The sequence below is a fragment of the Mesobacillus sp. QJM3NY_10 genome (genome assembly GCF_056173465.1).
This window is the reverse complement of sequence record NZ_CM149675.1, coordinates 1866383-1888824: the sequence shown is the minus strand read 5'-3', so window position 1 is coordinate 1888824 and position 22442 is coordinate 1866383. Positions and strand designations below refer to the sequence as shown.

General features: G+C 42.5%; 19 protein-coding genes. 2 read left to right on the top strand and 17 right to left on the bottom strand.

Going from position 1 to position 22442, the window contains the following annotated elements; translation table 11 throughout:
* Positions 1–43: 43 nt before the first annotated feature.
* A complete protein-coding gene (locus AC0VX7_RS09315) occupies positions 44–1498 on the top strand; it encodes an aldehyde dehydrogenase family protein (protein ID WP_475427575.1) in 1455 nt (484 codons plus the stop codon).
* A 99-nt stretch (positions 1499–1597) separates the two neighbouring features.
* Here AC0VX7_RS09315 and AC0VX7_RS09310 read toward each other — a convergent pair whose 3' ends face one another.
* The 5 genes from AC0VX7_RS09310 to AC0VX7_RS09290 form a co-directional block, all read right to left on the bottom strand.
* Positions 1598–2107 (bottom strand): hypothetical protein, encoded by a 510-nt coding sequence (locus AC0VX7_RS09310; RefSeq protein WP_475427574.1) that lies wholly within the window; start codon positions 2105–2107, stop codon positions 1598–1600.
* Positions 2108–2484: 377 nt separating this feature from the next.
* Positions 2485–3381, bottom strand: coding sequence for an NrfD/PsrC family molybdoenzyme membrane anchor subunit (gene nrfD, locus AC0VX7_RS09305; RefSeq protein ID WP_475427573.1), 897 nt, complete (start codon positions 3379–3381; stop codon positions 2485–2487).
* Positions 3382–3386: 5 nt separating this feature from the next.
* The gene (locus AC0VX7_RS09300) at positions 3387–3923 is read right to left on the bottom strand and encodes a 4Fe-4S dicluster domain-containing protein (RefSeq protein ID WP_041966653.1); all 537 of its coding nucleotides are present in this window, start codon (positions 3921–3923) and stop codon (positions 3387–3389) included.
* Entirely contained in the window at positions 3923–6118 is a 2196-nt protein-coding gene (locus AC0VX7_RS09295; protein WP_475427572.1) for a molybdopterin-containing oxidoreductase family protein, read from the bottom strand. The genes AC0VX7_RS09300 and AC0VX7_RS09295 overlap by 1 nt, the downstream gene beginning before the upstream one ends.
* 214 nt (positions 6119–6332) lie before the next feature.
* Positions 6333–6962, bottom strand: a complete 630-nt coding sequence (locus AC0VX7_RS09290; protein ID WP_475427571.1) for a TorD/DmsD family molecular chaperone — start codon at positions 6960–6962, stop codon at positions 6333–6335.
* 337 nt (positions 6963–7299) lie between these two features.
* Here AC0VX7_RS09290 and AC0VX7_RS09285 point away from each other — a divergent pair, with 337 nt between their 5' ends.
* Positions 7300–8181, top strand: coding sequence for a 4Fe-4S binding protein (locus tag AC0VX7_RS09285; RefSeq protein ID WP_475427570.1), 882 nt, complete (start codon positions 7300–7302; stop codon positions 8179–8181).
* Between the two features lie 133 nt (positions 8182–8314).
* Here the strand turns inward: AC0VX7_RS09285 and AC0VX7_RS09280 are convergent, their stop codons facing one another.
* From AC0VX7_RS09280 to pgsA, 12 genes are all read right to left on the bottom strand, one after another.
* The gene (locus AC0VX7_RS09280) at positions 8315–8857 is read right to left on the bottom strand and encodes an outer spore coat protein CotE (protein ID WP_041966656.1); all 543 of its coding nucleotides are present in this window, start codon (positions 8855–8857) and stop codon (positions 8315–8317) included.
* Between the two features lie 284 nt (positions 8858–9141).
* Positions 9142–9579 carry a YlbF/YmcA family competence regulator gene (locus AC0VX7_RS09275; protein ID WP_102262259.1) on the bottom strand — a complete coding sequence of 146 codons (438 nt, stop codon included), beginning with the start codon at positions 9577–9579 and terminating at the stop codon, positions 9142–9144.
* Between the two features lies 1 nt (position 9580).
* On the bottom strand, positions 9581–11125 hold the full coding sequence (gene miaB, locus AC0VX7_RS09270; RefSeq protein WP_475427569.1) for a tRNA (N6-isopentenyl adenosine(37)-C2)-methylthiotransferase MiaB: 1545 nt from the start codon (positions 11123–11125) through the stop codon (positions 9581–9583).
* A gap of 353 nt (positions 11126–11478) precedes the next feature.
* Positions 11479–12345 (bottom strand): 2-oxoacid:ferredoxin oxidoreductase subunit beta, encoded by an 867-nt coding sequence (locus AC0VX7_RS09265; protein ID WP_215031462.1) that lies wholly within the window; start codon positions 12343–12345, stop codon positions 11479–11481.
* 1 nt (position 12346) lies between these two features.
* Positions 12347–14080 (bottom strand): 2-oxoacid:acceptor oxidoreductase subunit alpha, encoded by a 1734-nt coding sequence (locus tag AC0VX7_RS09260; RefSeq protein WP_475427568.1) that lies wholly within the window; start codon positions 14078–14080, stop codon positions 12347–12349.
* A gap of 297 nt (positions 14081–14377) precedes the next feature.
* Positions 14378–15313: a dipeptidase gene (locus tag AC0VX7_RS09255; RefSeq protein WP_475427567.1), complete on the bottom strand. Its 936-nt coding sequence runs from the start codon at positions 15311–15313 to the stop codon at positions 14378–14380.
* A 131-nt stretch (positions 15314–15444) separates the two neighbouring features.
* The gene (gene spoVS, locus AC0VX7_RS09250) at positions 15445–15705 is read right to left on the bottom strand and encodes a stage V sporulation protein SpoVS (RefSeq protein ID WP_079508506.1); all 261 of its coding nucleotides are present in this window, start codon (positions 15703–15705) and stop codon (positions 15445–15447) included.
* A gap of 635 nt (positions 15706–16340) precedes the next feature.
* The gene (locus AC0VX7_RS09245; RefSeq protein ID WP_475427566.1) at positions 16341–17138 is read right to left on the bottom strand and encodes a TIGR00282 family metallophosphoesterase; all 798 of its coding nucleotides are present in this window, start codon (positions 17136–17138) and stop codon (positions 16341–16343) included.
* Positions 17139–17363: 225 nt separating this feature from the next.
* Positions 17364–18926 (bottom strand): ribonuclease Y, encoded by a 1563-nt coding sequence (rny, locus tag AC0VX7_RS09240; protein ID WP_475428115.1) that lies wholly within the window; start codon positions 18924–18926, stop codon positions 17364–17366.
* A gap of 331 nt (positions 18927–19257) precedes the next feature.
* A complete protein-coding gene (gene recA, locus AC0VX7_RS09235) occupies positions 19258–20298 on the bottom strand; it encodes a recombinase RecA (RefSeq protein ID WP_215031472.1) in 1041 nt (346 codons plus the stop codon).
* A gap of 276 nt (positions 20299–20574) precedes the next feature.
* Complete coding sequence (locus AC0VX7_RS09230) at positions 20575–21825, bottom strand: competence/damage-inducible protein A (RefSeq protein ID WP_475427565.1); 1251 nt, start codon at positions 21823–21825, stop codon at positions 20575–20577.
* 24 nt (positions 21826–21849) lie between these two features.
* The gene (gene pgsA, locus AC0VX7_RS09225) at positions 21850–22428 is read right to left on the bottom strand and encodes a CDP-diacylglycerol--glycerol-3-phosphate 3-phosphatidyltransferase (RefSeq protein ID WP_041966666.1); all 579 of its coding nucleotides are present in this window, start codon (positions 22426–22428) and stop codon (positions 21850–21852) included.
* Positions 22429–22442: the final 14 nt, after the last annotated feature.

Below are 22442 nucleotides of genomic sequence, written 5' to 3'. Positions count from 1 at the left end.
CTGGGTAAGAGAAAATAGAGACTATGTTACTGGGAGTGAGACGATGGAAAAGTATATGAATTTGAATAAGCAATATATCAGCGGGGAATGGCGCGATGGAACTGGCCAAAGCTCCTATAAGGATATAAACCCGTATAACGAAGACGTGCTGGCCGAATTCCGTATGGCTGGTATTGAAGATGTTATAGAAGCTTATGAATCTGCTAAGAAAGCACAGAAAGAATGGGAGAATGTCAATCCATTTGAGCGTTCCACTATCATGGAAAATGCTGTACGCATTATGACTGAAAGAAGAAAAGAATTAGTTGATTTACTAGTACGTGAGTCTGGCTCGACGCATATCAAGGCGAATGTAGAAGTTGATTTTTGCATCGCCATCACAAGAGAGTCAGCTTCATTTCCATTAAGAATGGACGGGAAGATGGTTCCTTCACTCGTGCCGGGCAAGGAAAACCGTGTGTACCGCAAACCACTTGGTGTTGTTGGTGTCATCAGTCCTTTTAACTTCCCTATGTACTTATCAATGCGTTCTGTTGCACCCGCACTTGCAGTTGGTAATGGAGTCGTGATAAAGCCTGATGAGCAGACTGCGATGAGTGGCGGCACTGTTATTGCGAAAATTTTTGAAGAAGCCGGCCTGCCAAAAGGCTTGCTTAATGTTACCGTATCTGACATTGGTGAAATCGGTGATTCCTTCGTAGAGAATCCTATACCACGAATGATTTCGTTTACTGGCTCCACTGGTGTAGGCCGCCATATCGGGGCGCTTTGCGGCCAAAATATTAAAAAAGTGGCCTTGGAGCTAGGCGGGAACAATGCACTTGTAGTCCTTGAGGATGCGAATATAGAGCATGCGATAAACTCTGCGATCTTCGGAAAATTCATGCACAATGGACAAATCTGCATGGCTGTAAACCGGGTGATTGTGCATAAGGACCGCTATGATGAATTCGTTGAAAGATTTGTAGAAAAGACACAAAGCCTGAAAACTGGTGACCCGCGCGAGCAGGATACTCTAATCGGCCCGCTGATCAACCGTGGAGCAGTCGACCGGATCCTTGGCGATATTGAGAAGGCTAAATCTGAAGGAGCAGAAGTGGTTTTAGAAGGCTCCGCAAATGGTACGCTGATGACTCCTTACGTGCTTACTGGCAGCAATGATGTTGCAACAGCGAAGAACGAGATGTTCGGTCCAGTCGTGACCATCATTCCTGTCGAAAGTGAAGAAGAAGCAATTCGCGTCGCTAACGACACTCCATATGGGCTCAGCGGGGCCGTACACGCAGGCTCTGTAGAAAAAGGTGTCGAAGTGGCCAAGCAAATACAATCCGGGATGGTCCATGTTAATGACCAAAGCGTCAACGATGAACCGCTCGTAGCATTCGGCGGTGAAAAGGATTCAGGTCTGGGAAGGTTCGGCGGTGAATGGTCCCTTGAAGAATTCACTACCGTACAGTGGATATCAGCCCAGACCAACCCGCGGAAATACCCGTTTTAACAAACTACAAGCTGAACCTTGGCAGGTTCAGCATGTTTTATTGGGGTTAATGGCTATTTCTGTGAGCCTCTGACCGAACCACTTAGCCTCTTAGATCCCCTACTCTTTCAAAATATGTTTATATTTTTCGTGTGTCTTAGCTTGCATTTCTTCAGTAACGCGCGGCGTAAAATCACCATTCACATGTTCAACAACCATATTGTAAAGCATCTGCATCCTTACATCTTGATAGGACATCTGAATATGGATGTTTTTTACATTCATATCTTTCATCATTAAAGCAGAATTGAAATTATCGCTTCCCATAAGTTTTGAAGCCGCCCTTGTTTCCAGAACAATGTCTTTTTCCTGTTCGGTGAGCTTAAGCATTTCTGTATTTATTTGAATATCAGGCATTTCAGCCAGTTTTACTTCTCCTTTGCGCTTCGGATCTATAAGTTCAAGCATTGCTCTCACATGCTCCCTGAGCATCTGAATATTCAACTGGATTAGTTTCTTTAATTCCTGATTATCCACAATATCATTAAATATCCTTAACTTACTGATAACACCTTCATGTGTCGGCAAATGTTCAGCCATGATTCCTAAATCAGCAGCAGGCAAACTCATCTTAATAATCCCTCCTCGTTCATCATAGGCAGTATATTCGGAAGGTTGCTATCTGTTCTTAGATTATTAGAAGGGTTTTTCCATATTTTAAAGAATTAATAGATTAAATATTTGAAAGGATAATTTGCTATGTTAATTAGACTGGAAAGCATAACTCGCATTATTGTAATTATTTTCGTTTTATTTTCTTTAGTCGATTACTTTTTTGAGCTAACCTGGATTAATCAGGGAAGTCCATACTTTTTTATGCCAATCCTGATTTTGGTGGTCATTAATATAACGCTTCAAATCATAAATTTTTCTATAAAGAAAAAGCGGAAGAGTTCAATTGATACATAAAAGACCTGGACGTGTTTCGTCCAGGTCTGCTTGCTTTTTTATAAAAATATTACCGGTACTGCTGCTGCTAGCAATATATAGCGTAGAATGAAACCGCCTGCGAGTACGGCACTTTCTGTGATCAAGGTAGCTGTAATTCCGTGAGATCCGGAAGCTGCTACTTCCATTCCCGCCTGGCTCTGATGAAGTTTTCGCGAATTCCATAATTCGAGAGCCTCAATACCAATTGGAACCATCAATCCGATAACAATCAGACCCACCCAGAATAAAGGGCTATACTCACCGGAGAGAATCATGGCAACGGATTGTGCTGCTGACTCATTGGTCGATGAAGTGATCAGGAACATTGTGAAAATCAGGAATACTTCGGAAATCAGCAATGTTAAGTGGATTTTTTTGATCGACATCACATGATGGATCACCTTTTTATCCAAGACTGCTGACACGAGCATTGTACCGGCAATTCCCGTTGAGAATGCCGACACGACGAACAGGATTGGCAAAATTGCAGTATTCCATAGTGGCACAGCCCCAATGACACCAATCAGGAATCCGGTGTAAATGGCTGTAGCGACAGCAAATACGATGCCGACGTACTCCACAATTTTGTTTGTATCTTTTTTCAGCAATTCCATCAGGGCGATATAAGCTGCAGCCATCATGAAAAAGCTAATGAAATAAGTACCGATTGTCATGACAGAACTGAAATTTGTAAACAAATAGATGAACCTCAAAGGATCCTTAAGACCTGCTTCTGCATCGACAATAAGAAGCAATAGTCCTATCCCCATAAGAATTGGGCTGATTAACCTTCCGACAATCCTGACTGTTTTGGCATCAGGATATTTCCTTGCTGCATAGGAAGATGTTAAAAACGCACCGGCACTAAGTCCAGCAAGGAATAAATAGGCAGCGATAATTGTTCCCCAAACCATTATAATCACCTCACGTAGTAAATTTTTGCCTTGCCTAAGTCCGGCCTTAAAGGCTGGGCGTTCATTTTAACGATTGCTTTTGAAACTTCACTGTTTGGATCATCAAGGTCACCGAAAATACGGGCATTGCTGATGCATGTGCTGACACAGGCTGGCTGTTTACCCTCTGCCACAAGCTCAGCACAGAAGCGGCATTTTTCAACTACCCCGGTATTATGATCCTGTGTTCTGGCCCCATAATGGCAAGCCACCATACAATACTTGCATCCGATACATTTATCAGCGTCAACTAACACGATGCCTTCTTTTGTCGTGTAGGTAGCCTTTGTCGGGCAGACACTCACACATGGGGCATCCTCACAGTGCTGGCATTGTACCGGGATGATTTCATTCTTGACGTTTGGGAATACACCCGTTTCTTTTTCGTAAAACTTAATGTATGACTCTTCTACCGGAAGCTCATTCTGCATCTGGCAGCTTACCCGGCAAGCATAACAGCCGACGCATTTTCGTGTGTCTATTACCATTCCATAGCGTGCCATCAGCCATTCACCTTCCTAACCTTCACGATTACTTCGTGGATATTTCCTGCGCCACTCCATTTTTCAAAATCGAATGGTACGTGTTCCATATAGCCAAATCCTATGCCCTGTCCTGTCTTTAAATCCTTTGAAGTGATTCCATAATGACTTGGCACAAAAATCGCTTCTGGGTGGATTCTTTCTGTTACCTTCACTCGAATTTTGCTAGTTGCTTCACTGGATTCCAACTCAACCATATCTCCATCCTTGATTCCCAGCGCTTTGGCACGAATAGGGTTGATCCAGATTCTCTCTAAATCATAATCTTTTGTAATCTGCATCAAGATTGGTATATTCGCAGTTTGAGTATGGCTGTGGATTGCCTGTTTACCAGTGATCAGACGGAAAGAATCGTCTGCCGGGCTTACCTTTGGCTCAATCCATTCAACGATCGGTTTAAACCCTGCTTCTTTATATGTTTCACTGTAAAACTCAACCTTGCCAGAAGGCGTTTTCAGTTCTTTCATCTTACCTAAGGTGATTTCTTCATTAGGAAACATGATGGTTCCTTTTTCCCTTAGCTGTTTATAAGTAATACCTGTAGGCGCAAGCATCGCTTCGTTCAATTCATCAAGGGAGAAGTTGAAATATTGTCCTACACCGCAGACTTTAGCTAACTCAGTATAAATTTCATGTATTGGTTTTGTCTCCGGATGAACCTTCTCAACCATTTGTTGACGGAGCGCAATTCCTGGTATTTTTCCTGATAAACCTTCAATTACCTCATCACGTTCAATATAAGTCACTTCCGGAAGGACATAATGTGCCAGTTGTGCCGTTTCAGACATTTGTACATCGATGGCCACAACGAGATCCATTTTAGAAAGGGCTTCCTTCATTACTTTCGGATTTCCATAGCCTAGCGCTGCATTAGAATGGTAATAAATTGCCGCCTTCATTTTGCCTTCCAATGCTTCTTTTGCCACGATTGTTGCAACACCGTTACTTGGGTAAGCAATCGGGAATTCCTTTGAACCAGCCTTTGGAGCTTCTGGTTCCTTTGGATTAGGTTGTTTTTCTTTATCCAGTTTGCCTAGCGAAGGTTTTCCGCCAAATATACTACCGCCTTTTTGCTGGTAGTTACCAAGTAAAGCATTGAACATTGCAACGGCACGGCCGGTTTCTGTACTATTTTCATAGTTGCATCCGAATGCTCCTCTCCAAGATTGCTCAATCAGCGCCTTCGGTTTGGCTTTGCCCATATCCATGGCAATCCGTGTGATTGCATCAGCAGGGAGACCGGTGATTTTTTCTGCCCATTCTGGTGTATATTTTTTCAGTTCTTTTGCGTATTCTTCAAAACCAATTGTGTAGTTCTTAATGAATTCCATATCATGAAGATTTTCTTTAATCAACACATGTGACATAGCCAGCACAAGAGCCAAGTCAGTGCCTGGTCGGATTGCCAGCCACTCTGTCGCAAGATTGCCTGTGTTATTCAATCGTGGATCGACAATGACAATTTTAGCTCCGTTGTCTTTTGCAGATGCCAATGCTTGTACGGAGCTTGGTCTAATTCCGTCTCCATAGCTTCTGCCTATGAACATAATGTATTTCGCATTACTGATGTCTGCACTCGTTGCCGTTACTCCTACTGTATGAAGGAAACCTGCATCCCTTGAGTTTGAACAAACAACATGGTGTGTATAATAGTTCGACGAACCAAGCGCATTAATGAATCTAGGAGAATAGAATTTCCCTGAAGCCCGTGGGTCCTCCGTCAGTGCTACTGACTGTGGGCCATGCTCTTTAATGATTTTGTTCAATTTTTCTGCAATTTCCTTATATGCTTGTTCCCAAGTAATCGGCTCAAATTTCTTTTCACCAACACGTTTTAAAGGCTGTGTCAGCCTATCTTGAGAATAGACAACTGTAGCGTAACCATGCCCCCTGGCACATAGCTTCCCTTTCGAATAAGGGTGATCAGGGTGCCCTGTCAGCTTCCATAATCGCCCGTTTTTGACATGGCCGATCATCCCGCATTTACTTGAACATGCATTGCAAGTACTAGGTATTTCCTTTATTTCTGCATTTGCTCCTGCTTTTACATATTCATTGGACCATTCATTAAAGCCTACTGTTCCCGCAGATGCCAATGCAGCAGTTGCTGCAGAGGCTTTAATGAATCCTCGACGTGATAGTTTTGTATCCACCATTTTCTTTAGCCCTCCTTTTACTCCAGACCGATAAAACATTTAGTAGTTTTTGCCTTTACCGTTTATGCAAGGCATTTTTGTGATTGATGCTTTCTTCCATTACTGCTGAATGTAAAACTCATTGACTCTTTCGCAGAGTATCCGGTCCCTTTAATGGAATCTGTTATTATAGCTCTTTTTAAAAGGATGTCCTTCACTAAAAGCATCACCACCTTTAAGATTTAGAGCCTTGCAGGTAACTATTTCGTTGCGCCTTTAATATTTCCATCAATGCTCTCGTCAATCTCTGATAAAATGGGTGAACCGTTACTTCCGAAAGCTGCGATTCGAATTCATCGAGCCAATCGAAATGATCATCCAAAAATTCAGCAGTGGTATTTTCGGGGGCATGCTCAATGAAATAAGCCAACAACTCCAACAGGATTGCCAGATGGTCCGGCATACCCTGTAATTCATTAGGGATTTCGATCTTAAGCTTTTCTAGCAGATAATTGATATGTAACGCCGAATCTCCCAATATATAACCTTTGTCCCTAGCAAAGGGTAGAGTGCACGTTTCATCCAGTGTCCACTGTTTATATAAAGACTCAATCGGAAGTGCAGCCTCCTTTTGCGTGCTGCCAATAGAGGTCATGTATAACTCTGTAAATTCTTCATAGTTCTCTGGCAGGACTTCCTCTATTGAAAAGTCGATACTAAAAAGTTCGTTGACCGATCCTTCCAGCTTCTTCAGTAGATCCTGCTGCTGAATCTCATCCCAGATCTCTCTAGTTGGTTGTTTATATAAATCTGCAAGGACTATAAAAACATTCGCACATTCTGTTTTTTTATCTAATCCAATCACCGGGATTCACCACCTTTCGATTACAACTTCACTATATGGCAATCAAGTTTGTGAAACAATATACATTCTGTGGATATTCCCCCAAGCGTATGTGAAGGATTTCACCTAATTTAATTGTTTATTTTTTTGTGCTGATTATAGAAAACTATTAAAAGACACTGACACAAAGGCTTTATAACGCTTACAGCCGGTCAGAAAATGTGAACATTCCTTTAAATATGTTTGAATATCCAGCAAACTCGCCACTTATCATGAACTTTAGTCGTAGAATAGAGGTATATGAATTATCACTCTTGAGGTGACCTATATGTCGCTACTAACCAATTGGCTCGAAAGCTTGAGCTATGAACTGGAAATATCAGAAGCGTGTTCAAAAAAGAAAAGTCCGTTGAGTACCTGTACAGCTTGTATGGATGAATGTCCACAAGGTGCACTAATTATTGAAGAAGGAACTCTTAAATTAGATGAAAAGGCTTGTTCTCTCTGCGGTATCTGCATAACGGTATGCCCGCAGCAGGCAATAAAAGGGCAGTCGCCACCAAGGAAGGTCATCCAGGGTCACCTTTTATTACAAGATGATTCCCCGCTTCCAAGCTTCTTGGAATTGCTTTATTTCCATAAAAAAGGAGTACGCTTTATTCAAAAATCTGCTGCTGATGAGGAGTTAGAAAAACGCATAGGGAAAGTCAATGAAGTTTTGAACGTCATGGAACTTGATCCAGTATTGATCACCAAGACCCTATCACTTAAGGAAGATGCTCAACCCAAACTATCAAGACGTGGTTTTTTCACAAAACTCTCGATGGATGGCAAAAAAACTGTTCTGTCTTCAGTAACGCCAGTAAAATGGCGGTTCAATGAGGACAGCTTTAAGTCTTCTAACCTATATAATGAATGGTCGTTACATGAAGTAAGGATACATGAGGAGAAATGCACATTATGTGAAGCCTGTTTTAACATCTGCCCTACACAGATTTTTACACTGGAGAACGATACATTAAGCATTGATGATAAAAATTGTTCCGGGTGCAACCTTTGCATGGACATTTGTCAGCACAGCGGAATTCAGGTTGCTCATAGGATCCACAAGGTAAGTGAAGTTGCCTATCATGTATATGAAAATGAATGTACTACTTGCAGAAACAGTTTTTATTCCTGGGAAGAATCAAATGAATGTGAAATCTGCAAAAAAATCGAGAAACCAAATTTTTTCCTGTAACTCCGTCTAAAAATAAAGAATGAGGCACCGGAACCAAAGCTGCTGCAGTCGCCTAAACAGCTTCGAAACCTGTGCCTTCTCATTTTTCACTTACAAAAAAAAAACTAGGAAGTGAAAGCTTCCTAGTTCGATGTTATTCTTCCTCTCCCAGGAGGAAGTCTGGGTTCAAGTCTTCGAATTCGTCATCATCGATGCCATGACCCCACTCGTCATCATCGCAATCGCATCCGCCTGGATGAGTGACAACACATACCTTCGTTTCACCAATGACTTCTACAAGGAATTCCCTCTCGACGTGAACGATGATTTTGTTGCCATTAGGCGAAATGACTGCTTCAATGCAGTTAGGCTGCTGCAGGACCTCTACAAGGACATCATGGTCATCCATGCAGTCAGGGTCACGGTACTTCAGCTTGATGACATCGCAGTAAGTTACTTTCTCCGTCACTACTTCAGTTTTTGTATTATCATCAAAGGAGTACCAGATGTTGGCTTCGTAAGACCCGTTTACTTCAACCACTTTCCCTACCTTTTTTGCCTTATACTTATGGTTTATGACCCAAGCGCCCAGAATGCTGCTCGGATTATGCGCTGGGTTGATCGTATGATTGGACTGCGTGAATTTGCGTCCTTTCGCTACGACGGCTTTCGTAATAATCTCTCTGTAATCTCCCATTGCGAGCGAAACCTCCTCAATCTTTTTCAATTCATCCTATGCGTGATATTAGACTAGTGTGCGATTAATTTTAGAACCGCTGGTAAAAACTTAGGCATAGTTCATTGTATGCCCATATGCCCTGAATGTTCCCGATTGATGAAAGTTGGTGGGGATTTAGATTGCATTAAAGTGACACGCACGGGGGAGGTACTTGCGAAGGCTAATCAAAATTCGGAATTTGATGGTCTGCTATAAATAAAAAATGGCACCTGAATATTCAGGTACCATTTACTGATCGATAATTAATGGTTGTGTGTATGGCAGCTTGCTTCGTTTTTCAGAGCTGCTCCTGTTTCACCGCGAAGTATATCTCCACCAGTTGATGCTACTACTTCATCTGTAACCGTATTTGAAATTGTTGTGGCCACTAGCTGAAGCAATTCATTTACATCGATTTGCGACTGCTTGAATTCCTGGACCACCGGGATTTCATCAAGTTGTTGTTCTAGAGAAGCAATTTTTGCTTCAGTCTTCTTCAATGCTTCTGTTTTTCCATAGTGTTGGAAGTTAACAGCCTGTTTTTGAAGACCTTTAATAGAAGAAATAAGTGTTTTCACTTTTTCATTCTCATGGATTTGTGCTTCTGCACGCTTGAAGAAGTCAACTTCTTCTGTTTCTGCAATCATTCTTGCGATTTCTCTTGAACGCTGGATAATGTCATCTTTATTATATTTTGCCAACTTAGTTCACCTCAACTGGTTCGATTTCTTCTACCATTTCCCCGTTTAAAGACCATGTTTTTGCATCAGTAATCCTTACCTTGACGATTTTGCCGATTGCCGTTTTAGGTCCAACAAAATTGACAAGTTTCAACTTGCTTGTATAACCTGCAATAACATCTGGATTGTTTTTGCTTTCGCCTTCAACCAGGACCTCAACAATCTGATCCTGATATTTCTTCATAGACTGTGCGGATTGCTCATTCACAAGTGCGTTCAGCCGTTGCAGGCGCTCCTTTTTCACTTCCATTGGGACATTATCCTGCATTTTTGCAGCAGGAGTTCCCTCCCTTGGAGAGTATATGAACGTATAAGCTGACTCATAGCCAACCTCACGAACAAGAGACATTGTTTCCTCGAACTGCTCATCCGTTTCATTCGGATATCCTACGATAATATCGGTAGTCAATGTAACATTAGGAATTGCTGCTTTGATCTTGTGGACGAGTTCGAGATATTGTTCCCGAGTGTACTTCCGAGCCATTATTTTCAATATATCAGTAGAACCTGATTGTACTGGAAGATGGATGTGGTCCATAAGGTTACCGCCCTTTGCCAGCACTTCAATCAAGTGATCATCAAAGTCACGCGGGTGGCTGGTTGTAAAACGAATGCGCGGAATATCGATTTTACGGATTTCATCCATCAAGTCACCAAGACCATATTTCATATCTGCCAAGTCTTTTCCATAGGCGTTTACATTCTGACCAAGAAGGGTAATTTCCTGATAGCCTTGTGCAGCAAGCTGACGGACTTCCTGGATGATATCCTCAGGACGGCGGCTGCGTTCTTTGCCTCGTGTATAAGGAACGATGCAGTATGTGCAGAATTTATCACAGCCATACATAATGTTCACCCATGCCTTAATATTGCCTTTACGCACCTTCGGAAGGTTTTCAATTACGTCCCCTTCCTTAGACCAAACTTCTACAACCATTTCTTTGGACATGTATGCTTCCTGGAGAATATGTGGCAGGCGATGAATATTATGCGTACCAAAAATCATATCAACCTGGTTATACGTTTTTAGAATTTTGTTAACGACGGATTCTTCCTGGGACATGCAGCCGCAAACTCCCAATAGAAGATCTGGCTTTTCCCTTTTAAGATGCTTCAAATGTCCAAGTTCACCGAACACCTTGTTCTCAGCATTTTCCCTGATCGCGCATGTATTCAAGAGGATGACATTCGCGTCCTCGACACTGTCAGTAGGTTCATAGCCAAGACCAAGGAAAATACCTGCCATGACTTCTGTGTCGTGCTCATTCATCTGGCAGCCAAAAGTGCGGATGTAGAATTTGCGCCCCTGTCCCATACCAATGAATTCTTCAGGGATGTCGAAGTCTTTATGATACTGGACTTCTTCCTTGCCGCGTTTTTTTGCATCCTTCAGGGAAGGAGCTGTATATACTGTTTCAAAGTACTTGCTGTAATCCTTGCTGGATTTTTTGTCCGAAGAATTTTCAGTTTGTACTTGCTGTCCTTCCAAGCGTTGATTTTCGTTCATTTTAGATCTCCTTTCATTAGAAAGCGAGCAGGCAGATTGATCGAGCCTGGAGCCAGTGCTAGCTTCACAAACAGTTCTGCTTTCTACTTTTAAAAGGGCTATATTTCACCCTGAAAATATAAAATATACACATTATAATAGTATAAACTCTTCAATCAATGAACACAATAGCAGGCACTGGAAATACAGCTTTCTTGGTAAAAAAAGCCGACTTAATAAATTATATTACCTAACACATTATTATTTTGTAGTGATGCTTGTCACTAATTCTAGCAATTGTTTTAAAAGTAACAAAACCCCAATCTTGGTCGATTGGGGTTTTATTTCATTCCGGTTTGATTTCCGGATTTATATTACATGAATTCAGCAACTAGCTTATCAAAGTGAGCTTGATCTAGCTTCAGGTCAGCTTGAGATAGCGGAGTTTCAGAATAACCGCTGACTAGCTCCTGATAAGATTTACGCTCTGTATTTTGATAAATTAATCCAGTAACAAGACCGTTGTGCTGCATCAATGTCTGCATTGCTGCTTCACGGTTTGATGGATCATATCCTTCAATGTCGCCAAGCTTTGTCAAGTTTTCCTTGAACCAGTCGTAAGTGTTTACCTTGTTGTAAGTTACACAAGGGCTGAATACGTTGATTAAAGAGAAACCTTCATGCTTGATTCCAGCCTCGATCAGCGCAGTCAAGTCTTTCAGGTCTGTTGAGAAGCTTTGTGCCACGAAAGTAGCGCCAGCTGTCAAAGCCAATTCCATTGGGGAAATGGCCTGCTCGATGGAACCTGCAGGAGTTGATTTTGTCTTGAATCCAGCAGCCGAACGAGGGGAAGTTTGTCCCTTTGTCAGACCGTAAATCTGGTTGTCCATGACAATGTATGTGATATTGATGTTACGGCGGATCGCATGGACTGTATGTCCCATACCGATCGCGAAGCCGTCTCCGTCACCACCAGAAGCGATAACAGTTAGATCACGGTTAGCCATCTTAACTCCCTGCGCAATAGGAAGCGCACGGCCATGGATTCCGTGGAAACCATATGAGTTGATATATCCGGAGATTCGGCCTGAACAGCCGATACCAGAGATTACAGCCAGGTTCTCAGGTTCTAAACCGACATTGGCAGCAGCACGCTGCATGGCTGCCTGTACAGAGAAGTCGCCACAGCCAGGGCACCAGTTTGGTTTTACATTATTGCGAAATTCTTTAAAAGTCGCCATCCTAGAACAACTCCTTGCATTTTGTGTGGACTTCCTGCGGCAAGAATGGATTTCCGTCATACTTTAGGACCTTATGGATCTTCTCATGACTTCCGACATTCATCTTCATGATGTTTGCCAGCTGTCCTGTCGCATTGTTTTCAATAACTGCAACTTTCTTTGCAGATTTTACAAGCTGCATCATCTCATCAGCCGGGAATGGATGTACCAGGCGCACATGTGCGTGGTTTACTTTCAGGCCATCCTTCTCAAGTCTTCCCATTGCCTCTTCAATTGCACCTCTTGTAGAGTTGAAACCTACGATCAACAGATCAGCTTCCTCATGCGGAGCATTCTTGTGGATTGGCGTATTGAACTTCAGATTACTGATTTTACGCATACGCTTATCCATTTGCGCAATACGGTTAGCAGCAGATTCCGAAGGTTTTCCAGTTTCATCATGCTCAACACCAGTAACATGGTGGATACCGTTCTTCATTCCTGGGATAACACGTGGTGAAACACCATCTTCAGTCACTTCATAACGCTTGAAGTAGCCTTTATTATCAATTTCAGGAAGAGCTTCTGTAGCCAATTTACCGCGGCGGATTTCCACTTTATCAAACTCAAGCGGTTCAACTGTCTGCTTTCCTAAAGATAATTGCAGGTCAGTCAGCATAATGACAGGACACTGATATTCCTCAGCAAGGTTGAATGCTTCCGCTGCATCGTAGAATGCTTCCTGAACAGTACTTGGAGCAAAGACGATTTTAGGAATCTCACCGTGAGTTCCATAAATCATCGCCATTAAATCTGACTGTTCCTGTTTTGTAGGAAGTCCTGTTGATGGGCCGCCACGCTGTGTATCAACAATGACAAGCGGTGTTTCAGTGATACCTGAAAGACCGATTGCTTCCATCTTCAATGAAAGACCTGGTCCAGCAGAAGCTGTAATGGCACGTACGCCGCCATAGTTAGCGCCGATTGTCATAGTCACAGCAGCGATTTCATCTTCAGTCTGGATAACTGTTCCGCCAAGAGCAGGTAGTTTCTTGATCAGATATTCCATGATTTCAGAAGCAGGTGTGATTGGATATGCAGCCATGAAGCGGCATCCTGCTGCTACTGCTCCAAGAGCGATTGCATCATTGCCAATCATGAACAGGCGTTTCTGGCCATCAGCCTTTTCAAGCTGCATTGTCTCAGTGCCGCCTAATTGTTCTTTCGTATATTCGTAGCCAGCTTTGATGGCTTCCATATTTTTATCGACAACTTGTTGTCCTTTGCGTCCGAAAATCTCCTGGACGACTTCTTCAAAAACTTGGATATCCAAGTCTAGAACTGCACTAGTTGCACCGATGGCAACCATGTTTTTCATAAGAGATGTTCCCAATTCAGTAGCCATTTCCGTAAATGGAACCGCATACATCGCAGCTTGAGTATCCTCAGGCTTTTTCGGGTCAAACTTCGCATCAGCAATAATTACGCCGTTCTCATGCAATTCTTTGTAGTTTACATCGATTGTTTCCTGATCGAAAGCTACAAGAATATCTAAATCGTCAGAAATAGATCGAACCTCAGTAGTGCTTACTCGAATCTTGTTATTTGTGTGTCCGCCCTTGATACGTGATGAAAAGTGACGGTAGCCATACAAGTAGTAGCCTAGACGGTTCAACGCAATAGAGAAAATTTCCCCGGTAGATTCAATTCCTTCTCCCTGCTGTCCGCCAACTTTCCATGAAAGTTGATTGATCATCTCTTACACCCCTTTAGATACGTAAAAAAATATGTAAAAACGCTTCGTTATTAAGTGTAGCACTTTTCCAAGTAATTCACTAGAAATAAGCGGTTTATATCTCGCATTTATTGCTGAAATCTAGCAAATGGATGGTACTAAACGCTTACAATTCTAGACCTATGTGTAAAAAAAAGCAACCCTTTCAGAATAATTATTGACGAAAATATGAATATTTTTTTATTTATTAAAATATTATAAGTTTCTTACACTGCAACCCTTCGATTACTATGCAGAAATTCTCTGTCTCCAGGGAATTTACGACCTTTGCACAGATAATCTGGTAGCCATATTCCCATATAGGAACTTACTCACTTGTATATCAGAATAATATTTTTGCAATTCGTTCCAAAGGTTTTCATATTGTTCGTTACCTTTGAGACTTTTTACAGAGAATTCAATTCCATCAAAGTCTGATCCAAATCCCACATGATTTTCTCCCCCAAGAGAACAAATGTGATCAAGGTGGCGGATGACATCATCTATTGAAGCAGAATCCTTTTTACCTGATAAGAATTCTGGCACAAAGGTAACACCAATGACTGAATCTCGGTCAATCAGCGCTTTGATCTGATTATCCTTAAGGTTGCGCGGATGGTGGCAAAGTGAATAACAGTTTGAGTGGGATGCGAATACCCGGTCAGCTGCTTCCATTACATCCCAGAAGCCCTGTTCAGATAAATGTGAAACATCGCAGATTGTACTGGTTTCATTCAGAAGCTGGACAACCTGACGTCCAAACCTTGAAAGACCCGCTCCTCGTTCCTCCAGGGCACCATCAGCCACATAATTCCCAAAGTTCCATGTTAATCCCACAGACCGTACTCCCAACCTCAACAAAGTGCGTAATTTCAATAAATCCTGCCCAATCGCATCACAACCTTCCAGGGTCAGCACTGCACCAATTTCATCATCGGCTAGCAGGTCAATGTCCAACTTGTCCTTAATCAGCCTAATTTGAGGATGAGGCCTTAAGACTTTTTCATAAAATAAATCCGCCATTCGCAGTGCTGCTTCAAATTTCAGATCAGGGTGAACTGATTCAGGTACATAGATGGCGAATAATTGGATTTTGGTAGACGATGCCTTCAGCCGTTCAAGATTGACTTGCAATTCAGGGGATTTGGCAAAATCAAGCGTTGGGTTCATGAATAATTTAAATAGAACATCACAATGAGCGTCATAGATTTTCACGAAAATACCTCCTCTTTACATTCATAATACTCTATTCAATAAAATAAACCTGCTTGCATAAGCAAACAGGCTGAATGTAATCTTTAAAGATTCTTTAGAATGGCAAGCTATCTATAAGCTCGATTACGCTTTCATCTGGGTTCAACAATCAGTTTAATGGCTGTACGTTCCTCGCCATCAATCAGGATATCAGTAAATGCCGGGATGCAAATTAAATCGACTCCGCTAGGTGCTACGAACCCTCTTGCGATCGCTACTGCCTTAACGGCCTGATTCAATGCACCCGCCCCGATAGCCTGAATTTCTGCGCCCCCTCTTTCGCGCAGTACTCCAGCAAGCGCACCAGCTACAGAATTAGGATTAGATTTTGCTGAAACTTTTAATATATCCATTCCTGGCTCCTCCTTATTTTATCCCGTCCTGGACGTCTTAGCTGGACATCCAGTTTAGTCTGTTCCACTGCTACTATATTCAGGAGGAGGCCCACATATGACCTTCATTAGAAAAAAGGATTGCAATTGATGATAATGATCCTGTTTGTTAGAGTGAATTGTTTTTTTGAGGAAAGAACCCTTTTGTCTAGTACTTCCCTCTTGCATAGATTTGTCTCTTTTTCAAGCTGCCTTCAATGGGACTGGAATGGTACCCTTATGTGGGCTTCTGATGCGTCATAAGGGTACCTTTCAGCAAGAATAGTGCCCTTATGCGCTTTTCTTCCTCTTCATAAGGGTGCCTTTCAGCAGGAATAGTACCCTTATGCATTCTTCTTCCTCTTCATAAGGGTACCTTTCAGCGGGAAAAGCACCCTTATGCGCTCTTCTTCCTTTTCATAAGGGTACCTTTCAGCGGGAAAAGCACCCTTATGCGCTCTTCTTCCTTTTCATAAGGGTACCTTTACTCCCGCTGCCCCCTGTTATTGCCAACTCAAACTGAAAACGCCTCCCATAACTAATCCCGTGCAAATAAATAGACTGCAGAAAAACTCAAATGAGTTCACCTGCAGCCTAAAAAAGGTTATCCATATATTCTAGTCATAAAAAGGATGGTCTTCATTAACAAGGATCTTCTGGATTTTCACTGCTTTACCGGTCTTCTTATCCAAATCTATCAATACTGCAGATAGCTGATTCCTTCCATCCTTAGCCACTTCGAATCGGGTTGGGAGACTCGTCATGAACCTTCTAAGCACCGCTTCTTTTTCCACTCCCAATATTCCATCATACGGCCCAGTCATGCCAACGTCGGTCAAAAAAGCTGTTCCAGATGGCAAAATTCTCTCATCTGCTGTCTGTACATGAGTATGTGTTCCTACTACAGCGGAAACTCTTCCATCAAGATACCAGCCCATAGCCTGCTTTTCGCTAGTTGCCTCTGCATGGAAATCTACAAAAATGAGGGATGTGCGCTTTCTTGCTTCTTCAATCAATTCATCTGCTTTTTTAAATGGGCAATCAATTGGCGTCAAGAAAGTACGGCCTTGCAAGTTGATTATTGCCAGCTCTTCCTGGTTAATCTTTAAATAGACAATCCCAGTTCCAGGGACTTCTTCTGGAAAATTCGCGGGCCTGACCAGGTATTTAGCATTATCGATGAATTCAAAAATGTCACGATTATCCCATGCATGGTTTCCTAGAGTTACCGCCTGAGCACCCTGCTCAAGAAACTGACGATAAATCTTTTCGGTAATCCCTTTACCACTCGCTGCATTCTCACCATTTATGATCGTGACAGTCGGACGAAATTTCCCCTTTAACTTTGGCAGGTATTCCGTAACCATATCCCTGCCCGGGGAACCTACAACATCCCCTACGAATAAAATTCTCATTGCATTCACTTTCCTGTCTATAAATTAAGATATTAAAATGTACTCTTCTTAAACACTATCGTATTAAGATCCAGATCTTATGGGCCGCCTTGAAATTAAAGCCCCGAACCTTTAACACATGTAAAACAACCATTATTAAAATTGTACCATAATATCGAGATTAGAGGAAAACCATCGGAACAGAACTTACCGGACCAATATAAAAAGCGGTGCCGAAGCACCGCTTTATTTTGCATATTCAACTGCCCGTGTCTCACGGATGACTGTAACTTTGATATGTCCAGGATAATCGAGCTCTTCCTCGATTTTCTTACGGATATCACGTGCGAGGCGGTGTGCCTGCAAGTCATCGATTTGATCAGGCTTAACCATGATCCTGATTTCTCTACCCGCCTGAATTGCGAATGATTTTTCGACTCCTTCATAGGATTCAGAAATCTCTTCCAGCCTTTCGAGACGGCGGATATAGTTTTCAAGAGCTTCGCTGCGGGCACCAGGCCTTGCAGCTGACAATGCATCAGCAGCAGCAACAAGTACTGCAATGATCGAAGTTGGCTCAGTATCACCATGGTGGGAAGCAATACTGTTGATAACAACAGGATGTTCCTTGTACTTGGTAGCTAGCTCTACGCCAATTTCAACGTGGCTTCCTTCTACCTCATGGTCAATCGCCTTTCCGATGTCATGCAGGAGTCCTGCGCGTCGAGCTAATGTCTCATCTTCACCTAACTCAGCGGCAAGCAATCCGGACAATTGGGCTACTTCCATTGAATGCTTAAGTACATTCTGTCCGTAACTTGTACGATATTTCAAGCGGCCAAGAATTTTAATAAGATCTGGATGCAGTCCGTGCACTCCCACTTCGAAGGTTGTCTGTTCCCCAACCTCACGAATGTGTTCATCTACTTCACGGCGCGCTTTCTCAACCATTTCCTCAATTCGAGCCGGATGAATACGTCCATCCTGGACAAGCTTGTCTAGAGCTAGACGGGCTGTTTCACGTCTGATTGGGTCAAATCCAGAAAGGATAACGGCTTCCGGAGTGTCATCAATAATGAGATCAATTCCCGTCAACGTTTCCAGGGTGCGGATATTCCGTCCCTCACGTCCGATAATACGCCCTTTCATTTCATCATTCGGAAGATTTACAACTGATACAGTCGTTTCAGCAACATGATCTGCTGCACATCTTTGAATGGCCAGTGAAAGTACTTCTTTCGCTTTCTTATCGGATTCTTCTTTCGCCCTGTTTTCGTTTTCCTTAATCATTAGTGCAATGTCGTGAGCAAGTTCTTGCTCAGTTCGCTCCAAAATGATGGATTTAGCCTCATCACGCGTTAAGCCCGAGATGCGTTCTAGTTCAGTCTGCTGATTTCGTACCATCTCGTCCACTTTGCTTTCCATCTCTTCAATATGCTGTTGTCTTTTGGAAAGAGCGTCATCTTTTTTCTCTAAAAGATTCTCACGTTTGTTCAACGACTCATCTTTACGATCAAGATTCTCCTCTTTTTGCAATAAACGATTTTCTTGTTTTTGCAGTTCATTTCTTCGTTCACGAATTTCACGCTCTGCTTCTGAACGCAGTTTGTGATTTTCATCCTTAGCCTCCAGCAGGGATTCTTTTTTCATAGCCTCTGCTTCACGCTTCGCATCTTCAACAATTTGTTCTGCGGCGTTTTTGGCACCTGCAATTTTTGCTTCCGCAACGGATTTACGATAAAAATAGCCAACAACTGCACCGACGAATAGGCCAAGCAAAATGGAGATGATTGAAATAATTAGATCCATCATTTTCACCTCCTCTTGCTATGAACTTGTGTTACGTTTTTTAAAGTGTCGGCATGTACATTGTTACAAGCATCAATATACAGCTCAAATGCTTTTAAACGTTTTTAATACCATGAAAATGTAAAATATACATTTTTAATTGTAAAGCTGTCAAATTTTATTGTCAAGGGTTTGTCCCATAACGGTTCTATTGGTTTGATTAATTATTCAATCAATTGTTATTTTTGTGCTGCGCCGGAAGATTTTCGTTCCAGGTACTTCACTGTAAGCAAAAACACAAACAAGGTCTCCTAGCTTTCAGGAGACCTTGATCATAAACATAGATAATCTATTAATCCAATTTGAGTTCTTCCTGATCTTCATCAGTTTCAGTTACAGTGATCTCGCCATCAAGACCATAGTGATTACGGATCTTCTGTTTGACTTCAAGACGAATGGACGGATTCTCTTTAAGGAAAAGCTTCGCATTTTCCCTTCCCTGTCCAAGACGCTCACCATTATAGGAATACCATGAACCGCTCTTATCGACGATATCAAGGTCTGAACCCATGTCGATGATTTCTCCCTCTTGGGAAATCCCTTCACCATACATGATGTCCACTTCTGCTGTACGGAACGGAGGAGCTACCTTGTTCTTAACAACTTTAATCCTTGTTTTGTTACCAACCATGTCGTTACCCTGCTTCAATGTTTCTGCACGGCGCACTTCAAGACGCACGCTTGAATAGAACTTCAATGCACGGCCGCCTGGTGTTGTTTCAGGGTTACCGAACATAACACCGACTTTTTCACGAATCTGGTTAATGAAGATTGCAATAGTCTTTGACTTGTTGATTGCACCAGAAAGCTTACGCAATGCCTGGGACATTAAACGAGCCTGAAGACCAACGTGGGCATCACCCATCTCACCTTCGATTTCAGCCTTAGGAACAAGAGCTGCAACGGAGTCAACAACAATAATGTCAATTGCTCCACTTCGCACAAGTGCTTCTGCGATTTCCAAAGCCTGTTCTCCTGTGTCCGGCTGTGAAAGAAGAAGTTCATCGATATTTACACCAAGCTTCTGTGCATATACAGGATCCAGAGCATGTTCAGCATCAATGAATGCCGCCTGACCGCCATTAGCCTGTACTTCTGCAATCGCATGAAGCGCAACAGTTGTCTTACCTGAACTTTCAGGTCCGTAGATTTCAACAACACGTCCGCGAGGGTATCCGCCTATTCCCAGTGCGACATCCAGTGCAAGGGATCCGCTTGGAGAAGTAGAAATCTTTGTGTCTGTCTTCTCTCCTAATTTCATAACTGAGCCTTTACCAAATTGCTTTTCAATCTGTTTTAACGCCATATCTAAGGCAGCTTGACGATCACTCACTCAAATTCCTCCTTATTATATAAAAACGAACCAGCATACTGCTTGGCCGCAAATCTCTTATTTAAAGCCTACTATTACTATACCTTTTTCCTGGGTGTTTGTCTATTAAAAAATCGAACATTTATTCGTTTTTTTTAGAACAAGGGAAATTGAGAAAATTGAATTTCACGTGAATGTTTCACTAGTTTTCAAACAGACTATACCCTTTAAAACAGGATTTTCGCAAGAAAACTTTCTATTTAAGAACCGGATTAAGCAAAAAATAAAACACGGAAACTATTGCTTCCGTGTTCCTGATAATCTATTAATTATAATCTGACAGCCAAACTTTACAGCCCTTTTCCTGATCGCGGTGCGGGAGCCACTCAGGTTAAGTTTTTCTGAATGGACTGGTTGGCCTTTTACGTGTAGCCCGATAAATACAGTCCCTGGAGGATGACCTTCCAGGCTATCGGGACCAGCTACTCCGGTAAAACTGATGCCGATGTCAGAGTTGGTAAGCGCTGCAGCATTCATTGCTAGCTCTTCCGCACATTCAGCGCTGACAGCCCCATACTTCTCAATTGTTTCCGGGTTAACCTTAACAAGTCCTATTTTGGCTTCATTCGAGTAACAAACTAAGCCGCCTTTGAAAAGGCTGCTTGCACCGGAGACTGAAGTCAATTCCTGCTGGAACATTCCGCCTGACAAGCTTTCAGCCGCTGATACCGTCAAGTTTTTGTTTTTCAATAGTTTCGAAAGCTCGATCATTAACGAAGTTTCATCGTAACCATAAAAATACTCACCGACTCTGTCCATGATTTCTGCTTCCACTCTATCAATCAATGCTTGTGCTGTGTCTTTGGAATCATCCCTGGCCGTAAGCCTCAGTGTAACTTCCCCGTCACCAGCCAAAGGGGCGATGGTTGGGTTGCTCTGCTTGTCAATTAATTCTTCTATTTCCGATTCAAGGGCTGCCTCGCCTATCCCAAAAAACCGCAGGACTCTCGATTCAATTTTAGCCTGATTTCCGGTCATGCTTTCTATAGCCGGCTGGCCATATTTCAAGAACATTGGCTCCATCTCGGATGGTGGTCCTGGCAGAAGCATGAACTTGTTGTCTGCTGTTGCCAGGAACATTCCAGGTGCCATGCCATGTTCATTTTTCAGGACGGTTGATCCCTCAATCACGAGAGCTTGCTTCCTGTTATTTTCAGTCATTACCCTGTTCGTTTTTTCGAAATACAATTCGATGGACCTCATCGCTTCTTCATCAAGAACAAGCTGTTTTCCAAGCTGCCCAGCAATTGTATCTTTTGTCAGGTCATCTTTAGTTGGACCTAAACCGCCAGTGAAGATAATCAGGTCTGCGCGTTCCCGTGCAATTCCCATCGCGTTCTTCAATCGATCAGGATTATCCCCCACGACCGTATGGTAGAAGACATTGATTCCCAGGTCGGCAAGCTGCCTGGAAAGGAATCTGGCGTTTGTATTGACGATTTGCCCAAGGAGCAATTCAGATCCCACAGCAATGATTTCGGCATTCATATCTTGTCCCCCTGACAAAATCAATTATTTGGAATTACGGAACACTTGCATATTTTTAGCGAAGTAATCCCATCCAGACCAAATTGTAAAGATCATCGCCACCCATAATGCAATATCTGCAAACGGGATTGAGAATGCTTCAAAAATGATATTGTGCAACAACAACGCGGAAATTGCCACTGTTTGTGCCCACATTTTGATTTTGCCAGGCATTTTTGCTGCAACAACCTCACCACCGCCTGCGAGCAGTAAACGAAGTCCTGTGACAGCAAACTCGCGGCTGATAATTATGATGACAATCCATGCAGGGGCATACCCTAGTTCAACCAACACAATCAATGCAGAAGAGACAAGCAGTTTATCCGCGAGGGGGTCAAGAAATTTCCCAAGATTGGTAACTAAATTATGCTTTCGTGCCAGATAGCCGTCAACCCAGTCTGTCACAGACGCAAATATATAAATTAGCGCTCCAACAAAATGTGTCACCGGCATGGTGGTACCAAGAAGGGAAATCTCCCCCCATGAAAATGGGACAATCATAATAATCATGAATAACGGAATCAACAAAATTCGTGAAACCGTAATTTTATTTGGCAAGTTCATATCCTTTTCCTCCA